Consider the following 15,131-nt stretch of genomic DNA (forward strand, 5'->3'; position numbering starts at 1 on the left):
CGCGCAGCGTCGCGGGCACGGTCGCCGGCAGCTCCGGCGCGCGCCCCGGCACGGTGAAGACGTCCACGTCCCGCGCGCCGAGCACGGTCCGGTCGGCCACGGTCCACCGCTGGTTCGGCCCGGAGTTGGGCACGCCGACGCCCACCGGCGCGCCGTCACCGGTGGCCTGGCCGGTCACGTCGAGCAGGCGTCCGGTGGCGGCGTTGACGAACGTCCAGGAGCCGTCCCCGGTGGTGGACATGACCCACTGCGCGGCCGGGTCTGCCTCCCCCGCCGGTTCGAGCGCGAGGCCGCTCCCGCGATCGGCCAACCGCCGGCCGTTCACGGCGTGCGTCACCGTGTGGCGGGACCGGTTGCCCAGGCCCTCGGTGACCTCCTCCAGCCGCCACAACGCGCTCGCGTCGGACTGGTCGGGGTTGACGGCGCGGATCACGGCCGAGCCGCCGTCCGCGGTCGGCGCCAGCGCCTTGCCGCTCTGCACGCCGGTCAGGCGGTACACGTGCCCGTCGCGCACCAGCGCCGCGTCCTTCGCCACGCCCTTGACGCCGTCGACGACGAACGTGGTCACGGACTTCGCGGGCACGGTGAGCGTGGCCGTGCGGCCGTCGACCTCCACGGGCGTGCCGCGGACCAGGGCGTTGCCGGCGTCGGACACCACCGGGGTGACGGTGGCGTGCGGCAGCACCACGCCGAACCGGGACAGGTCGAGCGTCACGGCGCGCCGGCGGTCGGAGCTGTTGACGTGGACCACGGTCGCGGAAGCGCCGTCGGCCGACACGGCCGCCAGGCTGGACGTGTCGTCCACCTTGACGACGTGGTCTCCGGGGCGCACGAAGTGGGTGAAGTTCCGGATCGTGTTGAACTTCGTGTTGGTGCGGACGGGGCACGTCTCCAGCGTGGCGTCGGGCGCGCAGTCGAACGGCACCTGGACCGTGCCCCAGTTCTTCCCCGCCGCGAACTGCGGGTTGTAGTCCTCGATCGCCTGCCACAGCAGCCACGCGGACGGTTCCAGCTCCCGCACGTCGGCGACGATCCGCTCGGCGATGCCGAGGCCCGGCTCCATGTCGGTGAAGCTGTGGCGGTTGCCCCAGGTGCCGTCCACCTCGCTCATCCACAGCGGCTTGTCGGCGCCCTTGGCGATGTCCCGCGTCGACGTCCGGTCACCCGTGCCGTACGTGTGCACGTTGAGCTGGTCGACGGCCGCGCGCGCCTCGGCGTTGTAGCCGTTCCAGTTGGTCCGGAACCGGCCGGAGTCGGTCTCGTCCATCGCGGACAGGCGTGCGCCGACCTGCGAGCGGCTCAGCGCCTCGCGCAGCGCGAGGACCACGCTCTGCTGCAGGGCCGGGCCGGCGTGCGCGCCCTCCTGGCGGCCACCGGTCGGCTGACCGTCCGGGCCGAGCTGCGTGCCCCAGTAAGGCGTGTTCGGCTCGTTCAGCGGCTCGATGAGGTCGATCTCGATGCCGTGCGCCCGCTCGATGTGCTCGGACACGCGGACCAGGTACGTCGCGAAGTCGTCCACCCGGTCGGCGCGGATCTGGTCGGCGCTGGGGTCGAACCCGCCCGACACGTACCCGCTGACGGTCTGGAACCACGGCGGCGAGTTGCTGAACGCCTCCCAGGTGTCGACCCGGTCCTTGATCCGGTCGATCCACCACCGCTGGTTGGCGTCGGCGTCCCAGTTCCAGTGGTCCGGGTTGTCCGGGTCCCACCAGTCCACGTCCTCGCGCGTGGTGCCCTCCGGGGCGCGCCAGAAGCCCGGCATGGTCGCGCCGGCCTTCATGTAGTCCGTGCGGACGTCCGGCGCGTTGCCGCCGCCGATGTTGTAGCGGGCGATGTTCAGCCGCAGCCCGTCCTCGCCGAACAGCAGGTCGGCCAGGCGCTCGCGGACCTCGTCGGGGTAGCCGCCGGTGGCGTTGGCGAACCAGACCAGGCTGGTGCCCCAGCCCTCGAACTCCTGGTGCCGGTAGGACGGGTCGGGCCGGACGGTGACGGGCTGCGCCTCCGTCGCCTGCGCGACGGCGGCGGGCGGTCCGGCGGCGGCGACCAGGCCGCCCGCCAGCACGGCGGCCAGGCCGAGGTGGGCGAGTCCGCGGGGTCGTCGGTGCGGTTTCATCGTCGTCGGTCTCCTCTTCAGGGACGGGAAAGCGCTTGCCTAGAAGTCGTTCCGAAGCCGCGCCGGTTGCCGGGATCGCCGCTCAGGGCGCGGCGCGTCCGTCCACCCACGCGAGCAGCACGGCGGCTTCGCGGCCCAGGACCGCGGGGTCGTCACCCGGCACGAACTCCAGCAGGAGGTCGACCGGGTCGGCGGCCAGCAGGTCCAACGCCCGCCGCCACAGGCCCTCCCTGGCGGTCAGCGGCAGCCGGGTCGTGCCCGGCCACCACGAGAACACGTGCACCGCGGCGACCCGGTGGCGCAGCAGGGCGAGGCCCGCCAACGCGGGTTCGTCCGGCTCGTCCACGGAGGGTTGCCAGTACGTGCCCAGCGCGGGGTGGTCGACCGCGTCGAGCAGGTCGAGCGTCGCCCGCGGGGTGTCGGCGAGCGTGCCGCCGTGGAACTCCAAAGCGATCGTGAGGCCCCGTTCGGCGGCCGCCTGCGCCGCCTCCCGCAACGCCGACACGACCCGGTCACGGGTGGCGCGGGAGGCGTCCGCGGACCCCTCCACCCCCGCCCACACCCGGACGCGCGGCGCGCCGAGGCCGACCGCCGCGTCGGCGACGTCGGCGAACCGCTCGACGGGGTACTCCCCCGCCTTCCAGTACGACCCGTAGGAGCACGTGGTCAGCCCCGACGCCGCCGTGAGCCCGCGGACGGCGTCCACCCGGCCGGGCGGGGCGTGGACGTCACCGCCCCACTCGACCACGCGCAGCCCCGCCTCCGCCGCGACGCGCAGCACGTCGGCCGGAGCCAGCGCCCGCAACGTGACGGAGCACAACCCGACCCGTTCCGACCGGTCCGCCACCGCACACCTCCCTTGGAAAGCGCTTTCCGGTTGCGGCGCACGACGGCGGTCGCAACAGGGCGCGATCCTAGTCCCGAGCCAGCGGAGCGGTGATCGCCCGCGTGTTGCCGAACACCACGTACAGCAGGGGCGCGCAGGCCACGAGCAGGCCCGCGAGCGGTTGGACCAGCACCACGGCGACGGCGAGCCCCAGCACGGCGGCGTTCGCCAGACCGAGGTACCAGCGCCGGGCCACCAGGCCGAGGCACGCCCGGACCAGCGAGCCGGTCCGCACGGTTCCCGACGTCGTCGCCAGCACGAGGATCACCGCGACCACCGTCGCCACGACCAGCACGGTGGCGGTCACGAAGAACGGCACCAGCGCCGGTCCCCACGCCGAGCGGTGGACGACGGCCGCGTCGAGCGCGAGCACGACCACCACCGCGGCGCCGCCGAACCACACCGCCACCGCCCGTCCGGCCGCACGGCGGTAGGCCGCCGCGAACGGCCGCCAGACGCGCGTCGACCCGGAGTCGTGCTCCGCGAAGCAGCCGAACACCCCGGCCAGCGCCGGCGCGCAGAACCCCGACAGCACCACGAAGAACGGCCACGACGCGAGCGGGTCGCGCACCACGGCCAGCGCCAGCAGCAGCGGGGCGCAGCCCACGGCGAGCAGCACGTTGGCCATCAGGCCGACGTACACCATCCCGAAGACCTTCTCGTAGGTCTCCTGGGAGGCGGGGCGCAACAGCCGTGCCGTCACCGCGCTCACCCCTTCAGCCCGGTCGTCGCGATGCCCCGGATGAAGTACCGCTGCCCCAACAGGAACACCACGAGGATCGGCAGCACCGACAGCACCGCGCCGGTCATGATCATCGCGTACTCGGCGTCGTACTGCCCGACGAACGACCGCAGGCCCAGCTGGACGGTCCACAGCTCGTTGCTCGTCAGGTAGATGAACGGCCCCATGTAGTCGTTCCAGGTGCCGACGAAGCTCAGCAGCGCGAGGCTGGCGAGGGCCGGCTTGGACAGCGGCAGCACGATCCGCCGGTAGATCCCGTACTCGCTCAGCCCGTCGATGCGCGCGGCCTCGCACAGCTCGTCCGGGATGGACAGGTAGAACTGCCGCATCAGGAACACGCCGAACGCGCTGAACGCCTGCAACAGGATGATCGACCAGTACGTGTTCGTCAGCTCCATCCGCTGCATCATGATGTACTGCGGCACCATGTACGCCTGCCACGGCACGGCGATCGTCCCGATGTAGGTCAGGAACAACGCGTCCCGGCCGGGGAACCGCACCTTGGCGAACCCGTACGCGGCGAAGCTGCCGGTGAGCAGCTGCAGGCACGTGATCGTCACCGACAGGAACACCGAGTTGCCGAGGTACGTGGTCATCGGGACGCGGTCCCAGATCTCCACGAAGTTCGACCAGCGCAGCTCGTCGGGGATCCACTGGATGGGCACGGTGAACACCTCGTTGTCGCGCTTGAGCGACGCGGAGAGCATCCACGCGAACGGGACCAGCACGAGCAGTGCCACCGCGATCAGGGCGACGTAGGTGAGCACCGGTCGGGCGACCCGCCACGCCCGCCCGCGGGACTTGTTCCCCGCCGCCGGGTCCACCGGTGGCGCGGCCCGTCGTGCCGCTTCGCGCAACGTGGTCATCAGGCGTTCCTCCGCTCGTTGAGGCGGAACTGGAGGACGGTCACCGTCAGCACGATCACGAACAGCACCAACGCGATCGCCGACGAGTAGCCGAAGTGGCCTTCGGTGATGCCCTCGCGGTACACGAGCTGCGAGAGCACCAGCGTGCTCCGCCCCGGCCCGCCGTTGGTCATGACGACGATGAGGTCGAGCACCTTGAAGCTCTGGATCGTCAGCATGACCAGCACGAAGAACGTGGTCGGCCGCAGGCTCGGCAGCGTGATGTGCCGGAACCGGTCCCACGTGGACGCGCCGTCGACCCGCGCGGCCTCGTAGTACTCCTCCGGGATCGACTGGAGGCCGGCCAGGTACAGCACCATGTAGTACCCCATGTCCCGCCACACGCTGGTGATGATCACCGCGGGCATCGCCCAGTCGGTGCTCGCCACCCAGCCGGGAGGGTTGTCGACCCCGATCGCGCCGAGGAACTGGTTGACCGGGCCCATCGTGGGGTTGAACAGCATGTTCCACACCACGGCGACCGCGACGAGCGACGTGACGTAGGGGAAGAACGCCGCGGTGCGGAAGAAGCCGACGCCGCGGATCTTCCGGTTCAGCACGATCGCCAGGCCTAGCGCGGCGACCATGGTGAGCGGGATGTGCCCCGCCGCGTAGTACAGCGTGTTGGTGAGCGCGACCCGGAAGTTCTCGTCCTCCAGCATCTCGGCGAAGTTGTCCAGGCCGACCCACTCGGGCGCGCGGTAGGAGTCCCACTCCATGAACGCCAGGGCGAACGCCGCGATCACCGGCACGAGGGTGAACAGGGCGAACCCGAGGAAGTTCGGGAGGATGAAGCTCCAGCCGATGAGGGTGTTGCGCCGGGTCCGGCGCCGCCGGGCGGAACCGCGGCGCGGCCCTGCCGGCGCCGTCACCGGCGGTGGTTTCGTCTGCGTCACTGCGTTGGCCATGCTCGTCCTCGTGCTGGTGGCGGCGGGGGCGTCGACCTGGGGCGCGGATCAGTCGGTGACCTTGCGGACCCGGTCGCGCATGGAGCGGATGCCGTCCTCGACGGACTTCTCGCCCACCATGATCAGGTCGTGCTCCTCCTTCAGGATGGTGTCGACGTCGGCGGTGTGCTCGCTCACCGGCATCTCCAGCGCGATCTCGTCGGGCTTGAGAGCCTTGGCGGTCTGCTCACCGGTGGGCATGCCCTCCAGCGACGCGTACTCCTTGGTGATCTCGTCGCTCCGCAACGCGGGCATCACGCCGACCTTCGTGATGGCCTTCGCGCCCTCGGCGCCCGCCGCGAACTCCACGAACTTCCGCGCGGTGGCGGTGTGCTTGGCGTTCTTGTTGACCGCGAAGGCGGTCGGCGAGCCGAACGTCGTGACGCCGGACGCGCCGGGCCGCTGCGGCATGGGCGCGATGCCCCACTCGACCGCGGTGGCGCCCTTGGCCTCGGCCTGCATGATGCCCGCCGTGTACCAGGTGCCCATCGGCAGCATGGCCGTCGCGCCGGTCTCGAACATGGTGCGGTAGTTGGCCTGCTGCGACGTCGCGCTGCCGAAGTCGAGCGCGGCGCCCGCCTCCTGCAGGTCGAGCACCACCCGGTACTGGTCGGCGAAGAACTCGAAGTCGCCGGTGATCTGGTCGCCGCCGGCCTGCGCCGCCGCGATGGCGTGCACCACGGACCGCCAGGTGTGGTGGTAGGTGCCGTAGACCTTGCTGCCGCCCGCGTCCTTGGTGAGCTTCTTGGCAAGTTCGGCGTACTGGTCCCAGGTCAGGTTCTCCGGGTACGCGACGCCGGCGTCGTCGAACATCTTCTTGTTGTAGTAGAGGAGCCAGAAGTCCTGCCGGTACGGCAGCGCGAAGTACCTGCCCTCCTGCTCGAACGCGTCGAGCCCGGCCAGCTCGGTGGTGTCCTTGTCCTTCACCAGGTCCGTGACGTCGTCGAGCTGGCCGCGACCGGCGTAGCGGGCGTAGTCGGTGACGTTCTTCATGGTGATCACGTCGGTCGTGTCGCCGCCGGCGAGCATCGTCGTGACCTTGGTGGGGTAGTCGGCGGCGAGGATGTCGACCGGCTGCACGGTCACGTCGGGGTTGGCCTTCTCGAAGGCGTCGAACAGGGCCTGGAACTCGGGCGTGCCCTGGAGGTTCCAGACCGCCACGCTCAGCGTGACCGGCCCGCTCTCGTCGGCCTTGCCGCCCGAACCGCAGCCGGCGGCGAGGAGCGACAACGCGGTGAGCGCGACGAGCGCGCCGCGGGCGCGGCCTCGCCGTCCGCCCGCCCGGGGGTTGTTCGGAGTCACCATTGATCCGTCTCCCTTTCCCACTTCATCCGTGGTGGTGCGGCAGGGTTGCCGCGGTCGAGCCACCGTCCGGCCAGCGCACGTCCACCCGGCCGGATTCCTGGTCGAGCACGATCTCCGGGACGTCGCCGGGCCGGCCGCCCGGTGCGGTCGCACCCAGTCCGATCGCCGCGGCAGCCCACCTGCCGGGCGTCACCTCTCCCGCTCCCCACGGGGTGGCGCTGCGCGGGCCCAGAGGGCTCGCGTCGTCTTCGTCGTCGGCGCCGACCCGGTCGAGGCCGGGTCCGGCCACGAGGACCGAGGTGAGGCCGCCGGACCGGACCTCGACGCGTCCCCGCTCCCGCACCACGGCGGGGCCGTCGCCGGCCAGGGGCCAGCCGCCGATCCGCAGCGCGGTCACGTCGCGCGGTCCGGTCGCGTCCCCGTCGTCCGCCAGCGGGTCCACTCGGACGCACCGCACCTCCCACGGCCCGCGCACGACCGACACGGTGGTGACCACGGCGACGTCCCGCGCCACGCCCCGCCGCCCGGAACCGTGGTCCGGCTGGCCGGGTTCCGGGTCGAGCCAGTGGACGCGCGCGGCGGACGCGCCCACCACCGCGTCGCCCACCCGCTCGACGCTCAACGTCCGCATCCCCGCCCGGTGGGTGGCGACGCCGGAGCGGTCCAGCAGCACGACCGACTGGTCCACCGGTGACGTCCACGCGCGTTCCGACAGCAGCGGCGCGGTCGCGGTGGAGTAGCCGAGGCGCGTGTAGAGGGGTGAGTCGCCGACCGACCCGCCGACGACGTCGTGGTCCGTGCCGTGGTTGACCACCCGCACGATGCCGTCCGCGCGGGTGGACGAGACCAGCCAGCCGGGCGGCGTCGCGACCCACGTCCGGTCGTCCCGCTCCACCGGCAGCGGCTCCTCGACGGCCGTCCACACGGGATGGTCGGCGGGCAGCGCGAGGCCGATCATGCCCTTCGCGGCCCAGTAGGGGGACGACGGCCCGGAGTAGCTCTGCGCCAACGGCCGCCACTCGCCGTACCACCCGAGGGTCAGCAGACCGCGGTCGTCGGGCGCGCCCCGGTCGGCGAAGTGCCCCACGATCCCGGACGCGGCCCGCCGCAGCAGACCGGGCGACGTCGACGGGACGCCCGCCAGCGCGTCGGCCCACAGCGGCGCGGCGGCCGCGAAGCGGTAGACCAGGCTGCGGCCCTGCACGAGCGGCGCGCCGTCGGCGCCGACGAGGCCCACGTAGTCGAGGAGGAACCGGTCGAGGCGGCTCACGTCGAGGGCCGCGCGGTCGCCGGCGAGGTCCGCCGCGCCGCGCATCCGCGCCCACAGCACCGGGTAGAGGTGCAGCGCCCAGCCGCCGTAGTGGTCGAACGAGCGCTCGTCGCCGTCGGCGAACCACCCGTCGCCGCGGTAGAACGAGTCGTGCGCGGCCAGGTCCGACGCGACGTCCTCGGCCTGCCACGGGCCGCCGACCGACCTCAGGAACGTCTCCACGACGATCCGGAACCACACCCAGTTGCACCGCGGGTAGGTGTCGTCACCGACGACCGCGGAGAGGTAGTCGACCACCCGCTCGCGCACGGCGTCGGTCAGCCGGTCCCACAGCCAGGGTCGCGTCAGGTCGAGGACCAGCGCGATCGAGGCCGCCTCCACCTTCGCCTGCGCGTGCTCCTCGGGACGCGGCCATCGCTCCGGCGAGGACGGGTCGGTGCCCGCGTCGAGGCCGCGCGCGTACCGGTCGGCCAGGCCGAGCGGGTCGCGGCCGTCCTCCCCCGCGAGCCGGAAACCGGCGAGCAGGAACGTGCGGGCGAAGCCCTCCAGCCCGTCGACGGCGGAGCCGTAGCCGCCGGGCGCGCCGGGCAGCGTGACGCGGGCGTGCCCGGGCGAGGTGTGCGGGCGGACGGCGAGAAGCATCCGGTCGGCCAGGTCGGCCCACCGGTCGCGCGTCCAGCCCGTGATCGGCGAGAGGTCCGCGGTCACGCGCTCTTCCCCAGGGTGTCCGGCGTGACGGCGGCACGCGGCGGTTGTCCGGTCAGGTAGCGCTCGAGCTCGTCGATCGCGCTGTCGCTCATGCGCCGCGTCTCCGAGCCGAGCGAGCCCGCGATGTGCGGCGTGATCATCACGTTGGGCAGGTCGTAGAGGACGGAGTCGGCGGGCAGCGGCTCGGGGTCGGTGACGTCGAGGATCGCGTCCAGCCGCCCGGTCGCGCACTCGCGTTCGAGCGCGGCGGTGTCGAGCACGGCGCCGCGCGCGGTGTTCACGACGGTCGCGCCGTCCCGCAGCACCGCCAGTTCGGCGGCCCCGATCAGGTGGCGGGTGGAGCGCAGCGCGGGGACGTGCAGCGTGAGCACGTCGACGGCGCGCAGCAGGTCGGGCAGCTCGACCAGCCGCGCGCCCGCCGCCGCCACCTCGGCGGGGTCGGCGTACGGGTCGGACACGAGCACCGTGACGTCGAGGTCGCCGAGCCGTTCCACCACGCGGCGGCCGACGCGGGAGAAGCCGACGACGCCGATCGTGCGGCCGCGGTTGGTCAGCTCGCCGCGCCGCGCGACGTAGGACCAGTCGTCGCGGTGCGCGCGGGCGTCCTGGGCGAGGAACGGCGCCTTCTTCCCGGCGAAGACGATCGCGGCGAGCGTGAACTCGGCGACGGGGACGGCGTTCTCGTCGGCCGCGTTGGTGACCAGGATGCGCCGCCGCCACACCTCGTCGGTGACGAAGGAGCGCACGCTGCCCGCGCCGTGGAAGACCGCGCGGAGCCTGGGCGCGGCGGCGAGGCGCTCGGCGGTGAGCGGCGGGCAGCCCCACGAGGTCAGCAGCACGTCGACGTCGCGGAGCCTGCGCCGGACGGCCGGCGAGTCGAGTTCGGCGGTCGAGAGCGGGTCGCCGAGGCCGACGAGCCGTTCGAGCCGGTCCAGCTGCGGCTGCTGGAACTGGACCCGGAAGTGGTCCGGCTCCATGACGAGCAGCGCTTGGGGTCGTGGGTGTCCGTGGGTCACGCGGAGTCCTTTGCGGCCGGAGCGCTCGAACAGTGCGCCGATCATGTGTGATCGGCATTTTCAAGTCAATAGCTTGTTTCGATCAGTTACGATCAGATTTATCATCTGATCTACGACAAGGAGCAGTGATGACGGCCAACGCGGGCACCAGCGCCGAACCGAGCCACGCGGGTCCGCTGTCGGCCGCCTGGGGCGCGCGGCTGGAGCCGACGGCCCGCGCCGGCCTGCCCGCGCCTCCCCCGGCCGCCCTGCCACCGGTCGGCGACCCGGACCGGTGGCCTCCGGGCGCGGCGACCAGGCTGGCCGCGGTGCTCGACCGCGCACGCGCCGACCTCGGCACGCCGTGGCCGCAGGCGACCGCCTCCCGGTACGCCCGCTACTTCCGCGACGGCGACCGGACCGCCTACGAGACGCCGATCTTCGAGCAGCAGCACCGGCTCACCCGCGCGACCCTCGCCGCCCTCGCCACGCACGACGACGACCGGCTGGACGAGGTGGCCGACGGCGTCGTGCTGCTGTGCGAACGGAGCACGTGGTGCTGGCCCGCGCACGAGGAGCACCACCGCACGCGCGGCGCGGTCGTGCCCGACCCGGACGTCCCGTACCTCGACCTCGGCGCGGGGGTCGTGGCCGGGCAGCTGGCCTGGCTCGACCACGTCGTCGGCGACCGCCTCGACTCCCGCTGGCCCGGTCTCCGCGCCCGCGTGCGCCGTGAGGTCCGCGCCCGCGTCCTCGACCCGTTCACGACCCGCCGCGACTGGCACTGGCTCGGCCTCGACGGCGACGTCCACAACTGGTGCCCGTGGGTCTGCGGCAACGTCCTGGTCGCCGCCCTGCGCCTCGTGGACGACGCGGCCGACCGCACCCGGATCGTCGCCGACGCGGTGCGCGGCATCGACCGCTACCTGGCCGCCCTCCCGGCCGACGGGTCCGTGGACGAGGGGTTCGGGTACTGGTGGGAGGGCGCGTGCCGGGCGCTCGAAGCGCTCGACGTCCTGGAGCACGCCACCGGCGGCGCGTTGTCCGCGGCGGACGTCCCCGTGGTGCGCGCGACCGTCGGCTTCCCGCGCCTGATGCACCTGGGCGGACCGTGGTTCGTGAACTTCGCCGACGCCGCCGCGCGGTCCCCCTACCGCCTGCCGTGGCACGTGCCGCAGCGGTGGGCCGGCCGCACCGGCGACCGGGACGTCGAGCAGCACGCCTCCGCCCAGCGGGCCACCGCGATCGCCGAGAACGTCGAGCTGGGACGCGCCCTCGGCGACCTGGCCACCCCGATCGCGGAGCACACCGCCGAACCGCTGGTCGGCAGCGCGTGGCTGCCCGGCACCCAGGTCGGCCTCGCGCGCCTCGCCGCCGGGTCGACCGCCGGACCGGCCCTGGTCGTCAAGGGCGGCCACAACGACGAGCACCACAACCACAACGACGTCGGCACGGTGATCGTGGCGGTCGACGGCGTGCCCGTCCTGGTCGACGCCGGCCGGCCCACGTACACCAGGCAGACCTTCGGCCCGGACCGCTACGACATCTGGACGATGCGGAGCAGCTGGCACAACGTCCCCGAGGTGCGCGGCACGGCCCAGGGCGCCGGACGCGCCCACCACGCGCGGGACGTCACCGCGGACGACGCGCCGGACCGGTTCCGCGTCCGGATGGACCTCGCGCCCGCCTACCCCGTGCCCGCGCTGCGGTCCTGGTGGCGCACCGCGACCCTCGACCGCGACCGGCGGCGCGTGACGGTCGAGGACAGCTGGGACTTCGCGGACGACCACGACGGCGAGCCGTCGGTGATCCACTACCTGATCGCGGGCGACGTCGTGCGGGACTCGCCGGGACGGCTCGTCGTGCACCCGCTCGACGGGGCCCGCGCTACCCTGCTCGCTTGGGATCCGGGCCTGGCATCGGCCACGCTGACCGTCCGCGAGCTGGACGATCCGCTGCTCCGGACCGTGTGGGGGGACGAACTGACCCGGCTGGAACTGCGCCTGCCCGACGTGGCGCGAGGAAGTGTCGTGATCACGGTGGAGGTGTCCGCATGACGACGTCGGAACCGGCCGCCATGCTGCCCTCCGAGCGGCGCGCCCGCGTCGTGGAGCTGTTGCGGCGACGCGGGACCGTGCGCGTGAGCGACCTCGCCGACGAGCTGGACGTCTCGACGATCACCGTGCGCCGCGACATCTCCCTGCTCGCCGAGCAGGGGCTGATCCGGCGCGTCCGGGGTGGCGCGACCGTCAGCGCGGCCGTGGCGGACGACGTGCCGCCGCACGCGTTCCCCGCCGAGGTGAACGGCGGCACGTCGCCCGTCGCCGAGCGCAGGCCCGAGGAGCGCGCCGGTCAGCCGACCATCGGCATGGTCGTCCCGTCGCTGGACTACTACTGGCCGGACGTGATCAAGGGCGTGCGCGAGGGCGCGGCCGAGGCGGACGTGCGGATCGTGCTGCGCGGCGCCACCTACGAGGCCGCCGACGAACGCCGCCAGCTCACCCGGCTGGTCGAGTCGGTCGGCGTCGACGGCCTGCTGGTGGCCCCGACGACCACCGGTGACGAGGGCGAGTCGCTGATGCGGTGGCTGCGGTCGGTGGACGTGCCGATCGTGCTGATCGAGCGCACGCCCGGTGAGACGCACGGCGAGTCGGTCGAGTCCGTGGTGAGCGACCACGCGCGCGGGGCCGCGATGGCCGTGCGCCACCTCGCCGACCTCGGGCACCGACGCGTCGGCCTGAGCACCACGACCACGAGCCCGACGTCGCCGCACGTCCGGCGCGGCTGGCGGGAGGCGTGCGAGCAGCTGGGACTCCCGCTCGACGGCACGCCCGACGTGCAGACCGTGGACCGGCCGGACTCGCGGTGGCCCGCCGACCTCGACGCGTTGCTGGACGCCTGCGTCGCGTCCGGCACGACGGCGCTGGTCGTCCACTCCGACCCGGAGGCGATCTCGCTGGTGGAGCGGTGCCAGGAGCGGGGCATCCGGGTGCCGGACCAGCTCGCCGTGGTCACGTACGACGACGAGGTGGCCGAGCTGTGCGACCCGCCGCTGACGGCCATCAGGCCGCCGAAGTCCGCCGTCGGGCGGGCCGCGGTGAACCTGCTCGCCGCCCGGCTGAACGACCCGGACCCGCACCGGCCCGCGCACCGCGTCGTGATCGAGCCCCGGCTGATCGTGCGGTCGTCGTCCTGACGTCGCCGTGAGCCGGGCGCCCGGTGGCGCCCGGCTCACGACGTGCGGGCGTCAGGCGGCCTGGGCCTGGTTGTAGAGGTTCTGGGCGTCCGTGCCGAAGTACGGGCCGAACATCCAGTTCGGGAAGAAATTGATCTTGTAGCTGTTCACGGAGTTGACCGTGCCGGTTCCGGTGGCCTCGGAGAACGTCCGGAACCACGGGCCGCCGCTGGCGCCGCCGGTCATGTCGCACGTCATGCCGATGCCGTTGCTGACGAGCGCGTTGAACGTCCGCCCGCTGCAGTAGACGAGCCTGGTCCCGTCGTACGGCGCGGCGGCGGGGTAGCCGAAGGCGTAAGTGTTGTCCGCGCGCGGCAGGTTGAACGCGATGCCCTGCGCGCCCACGACGTCGGTGAGGTACCGGCCGTTGAGCTGGCCGACGACGATGGCGCCGATGTCGTAGTTGATGTCCTCGGACGCGTGCCACTGCGGCGTGGCGAAGGTGGCGCGCGCGTTCCACGTGCCGTACGGCGCGTTCCCGTTGTCGTAGGCCGGGACGAAGGCGACGTTGGTGTGGTACGCGCCGTCGAGCTTCACGCAGTGCCCGGCGGTGACGACGGTGCTCTTGTTGCCGCTGGTGACGGCGTTGCCGCTGCACGAGGCGTTGCGGCCCTGGTAGGTGAAGAACACGCGGCCCGCGGTCGCCACGACGGCGCCGCCGCCGGTCCACGCGCTGCCGCCGTTGGGGAAGGCCAGCGGCGAGACGGTGGTGGGCTCGCCGGTCGGGACGGTGGCGCGCAGCGCCGAGGCGGTCGTGGTGCGGAGGTCGAGCGGGACGGCGGCGCGCATCCGTTCCGGCGTCCAGTACGTGGCGGGCGCCGTGGCGTGCGCCGCCGGGACGGCGACCAGGGACAGGGCCAGCGCGCTCGCCAGGGTGATCAGTCGTTTCACGGCACGGTTCATGATCTTCCACCTCTCGTGGGTCGATCAACGGCAGGGACCGTGAGGTGGAAGTTACTCAGCGCGAGGCCCCGGCGTTTCCGGCGAACGGGTGAGAAGTCTTCGCGTTCGGACCCTGACGCGGTGTGCCCGGACGACGCCGGGCGTGGTCGAATCGGGTATGCCGTTCACCGCCTCGCACATCGCGGCCGTCATCCCGCTGTCACGTCGGCCGCTCGTGCCGTCCGCGCTGGTCGCCGGTTCCATGGCGCCCGACCTGCCGTACTTCGTGCTGCTGTACCCCGGCGGCAGCGAGTACACGCACACCTGGTGGGGCATGGCGGTGGTGGACGTCCCGATCGCGCTGCTCGCGTTGCTGGTCTACCGCGTGCTGCTGCTCGAACCGGCGGTCGCCCTCCTGCCCGACGCCGCCCGGTCGCGCGTCGCCTGGCTGCCCGCGCCCCGGTTCGGCGTCGCGATGGTCGTCTCCGCGCTGATCGGCGCCGCGACCCACCTCTTCTTCGACGGCTTCACGCATGAGCATCACTGGGGCGCGGAGCTCTTCCCCGCGCTGCACCACGAGATCCTGTCCGTGCCCGTGTACATCTGGGCGCAAGCGACGAGCACGCTCCTCGGCGCTCTCATCGTCGCGGTGTGGAGCGTGCGCAAGCTGTCCCGGATGCCACGCCGACCGGTGCCCGCGCGGTTCGCGCCGCCGCGACGGCCGGCGCTCGTCCGCGCGCTGGTGGCGTTGTGCACGGTGGTGTTCATGGCGTCGACCCTGCGAGGTTACGTGGTCGAGGACGTGCTCGCCGGCGTGTCGATCACGGCGGTCACGGGGACGTTGACCGGGCTGGCGCTGTACGGGTTGTGGCGGCGGGCGCGCCGCCGGAACGGCGCGGAGGACCGGACGGCCGCGGAAGCCGCCGACGCGTCCCGGAGTTAGCGCGCGCCGGGCGCGATCCCGCTGTCACAGCACGGAAAGCGACCCCGAGGACGGCGTGCCGTCACCTCAGGAGTCCTTCGACCACCTCGACCGCGGCCTGTGCCCCGCGCTCCGCGCGGACGTCGCGGCCCAGCGCCTTCGCCCGGTCGCGCAGCGCCGGATCGCCGGTCGCCCGCCGCACCGCGTCGGCCAACCCGGCG

Annotated in this window: 12 protein-coding genes; 3 read left to right on the plus strand and 9 right to left on the minus strand. The window is 73.1% G+C overall.

The features are described from left to right. From ACFQ3T_RS26425 to ACFQ3T_RS26460, 8 genes are all read right to left on the minus strand, one after another. Positions 1-2,113: glycoside hydrolase (locus tag ACFQ3T_RS26425; RefSeq protein ID WP_380726986.1), on the minus strand; the 2,113-nt coding region annotated here is incomplete at its 3' end. An 82-nt stretch (positions 2,114-2,195) separates the two neighbouring features. Then, a complete protein-coding gene (locus ACFQ3T_RS26430) occupies positions 2,196-2,960 on the minus strand; it encodes a sugar phosphate isomerase/epimerase family protein (RefSeq protein ID WP_380726988.1) in 765 nt (254 codons plus the stop codon). Positions 2,961-3,027: 67 nt separating this feature from the next. Beyond that, complete coding sequence (locus tag ACFQ3T_RS26435; protein WP_380726990.1) at positions 3,028-3,702, minus strand: hypothetical protein; 675 nt, start codon at positions 3,700-3,702, stop codon at positions 3,028-3,030. A 5-nt stretch (positions 3,703-3,707) separates the two neighbouring features. Continuing rightward, a complete protein-coding gene (locus ACFQ3T_RS26440; protein ID WP_380726992.1) occupies positions 3,708-4,607 on the minus strand; it encodes a carbohydrate ABC transporter permease in 900 nt (299 codons plus the stop codon). After that, entirely contained in the window at positions 4,607-5,554 is a 948-nt protein-coding gene (locus ACFQ3T_RS26445; protein WP_380726994.1) for a carbohydrate ABC transporter permease, read from the minus strand. The genes ACFQ3T_RS26440 and ACFQ3T_RS26445 overlap by 1 nt, the downstream gene beginning before the upstream one ends. 48 nt (positions 5,555-5,602) lie before the next feature. After that, complete coding sequence (locus ACFQ3T_RS26450; RefSeq protein ID WP_380726996.1) at positions 5,603-6,898, minus strand: ABC transporter substrate-binding protein; 1,296 nt, start codon at positions 6,896-6,898, stop codon at positions 5,603-5,605. 22 nt (positions 6,899-6,920) lie between these two features. Continuing rightward, positions 6,921-8,876: a DUF2264 domain-containing protein gene (locus ACFQ3T_RS26455; protein WP_380726998.1), complete on the minus strand. Its 1,956-nt coding sequence runs from the start codon at positions 8,874-8,876 to the stop codon at positions 6,921-6,923. Then, the gene (locus tag ACFQ3T_RS26460; RefSeq protein ID WP_380727000.1) at positions 8,873-9,892 is read right to left on the minus strand and encodes a hydroxyacid dehydrogenase; all 1,020 of its coding nucleotides are present in this window, start codon (positions 9,890-9,892) and stop codon (positions 8,873-8,875) included. The genes ACFQ3T_RS26455 and ACFQ3T_RS26460 overlap by 4 nt, the downstream gene beginning before the upstream one ends. A gap of 128 nt (positions 9,893-10,020) precedes the next feature. Here ACFQ3T_RS26460 and ACFQ3T_RS26465 point away from each other — a divergent pair, with 128 nt between their 5' ends. Continuing rightward, positions 10,021-11,928 (plus strand): heparinase II/III domain-containing protein, encoded by a 1,908-nt coding sequence (locus ACFQ3T_RS26465; protein ID WP_380727002.1) that lies wholly within the window; start codon positions 10,021-10,023, stop codon positions 11,926-11,928. Further along, positions 11,925-13,067 (plus strand): substrate-binding domain-containing protein, encoded by a 1,143-nt coding sequence (locus ACFQ3T_RS26470; RefSeq protein ID WP_380727004.1) that lies wholly within the window; start codon positions 11,925-11,927, stop codon positions 13,065-13,067. The genes ACFQ3T_RS26465 and ACFQ3T_RS26470 overlap by 4 nt, the downstream gene beginning before the upstream one ends. Before the next feature lie 51 nt (positions 13,068-13,118). Here ACFQ3T_RS26470 and ACFQ3T_RS26475 read toward each other — a convergent pair whose 3' ends face one another. After that, complete coding sequence (locus ACFQ3T_RS26475; RefSeq protein WP_380727006.1) at positions 13,119-14,009, minus strand: trypsin-like serine peptidase; 891 nt, start codon at positions 14,007-14,009, stop codon at positions 13,119-13,121. A gap of 142 nt (positions 14,010-14,151) precedes the next feature. Here ACFQ3T_RS26475 and ACFQ3T_RS26480 point away from each other — a divergent pair, with 142 nt between their 5' ends. Further along, on the plus strand, positions 14,152-14,931 hold the full coding sequence (locus tag ACFQ3T_RS26480) for a DUF4184 family protein (RefSeq protein ID WP_380727008.1): 780 nt from the start codon (positions 14,152-14,154) through the stop codon (positions 14,929-14,931). Positions 14,932-15,131: the final 200 nt, after the last annotated feature.

This window comes from Saccharothrix hoggarensis (assembly GCF_042678885.1).
In the GTDB taxonomy this organism is placed as follows: Bacteria; Actinomycetota; Actinomycetes; order Mycobacteriales; family Pseudonocardiaceae; genus Actinosynnema; species Actinosynnema hoggarensis.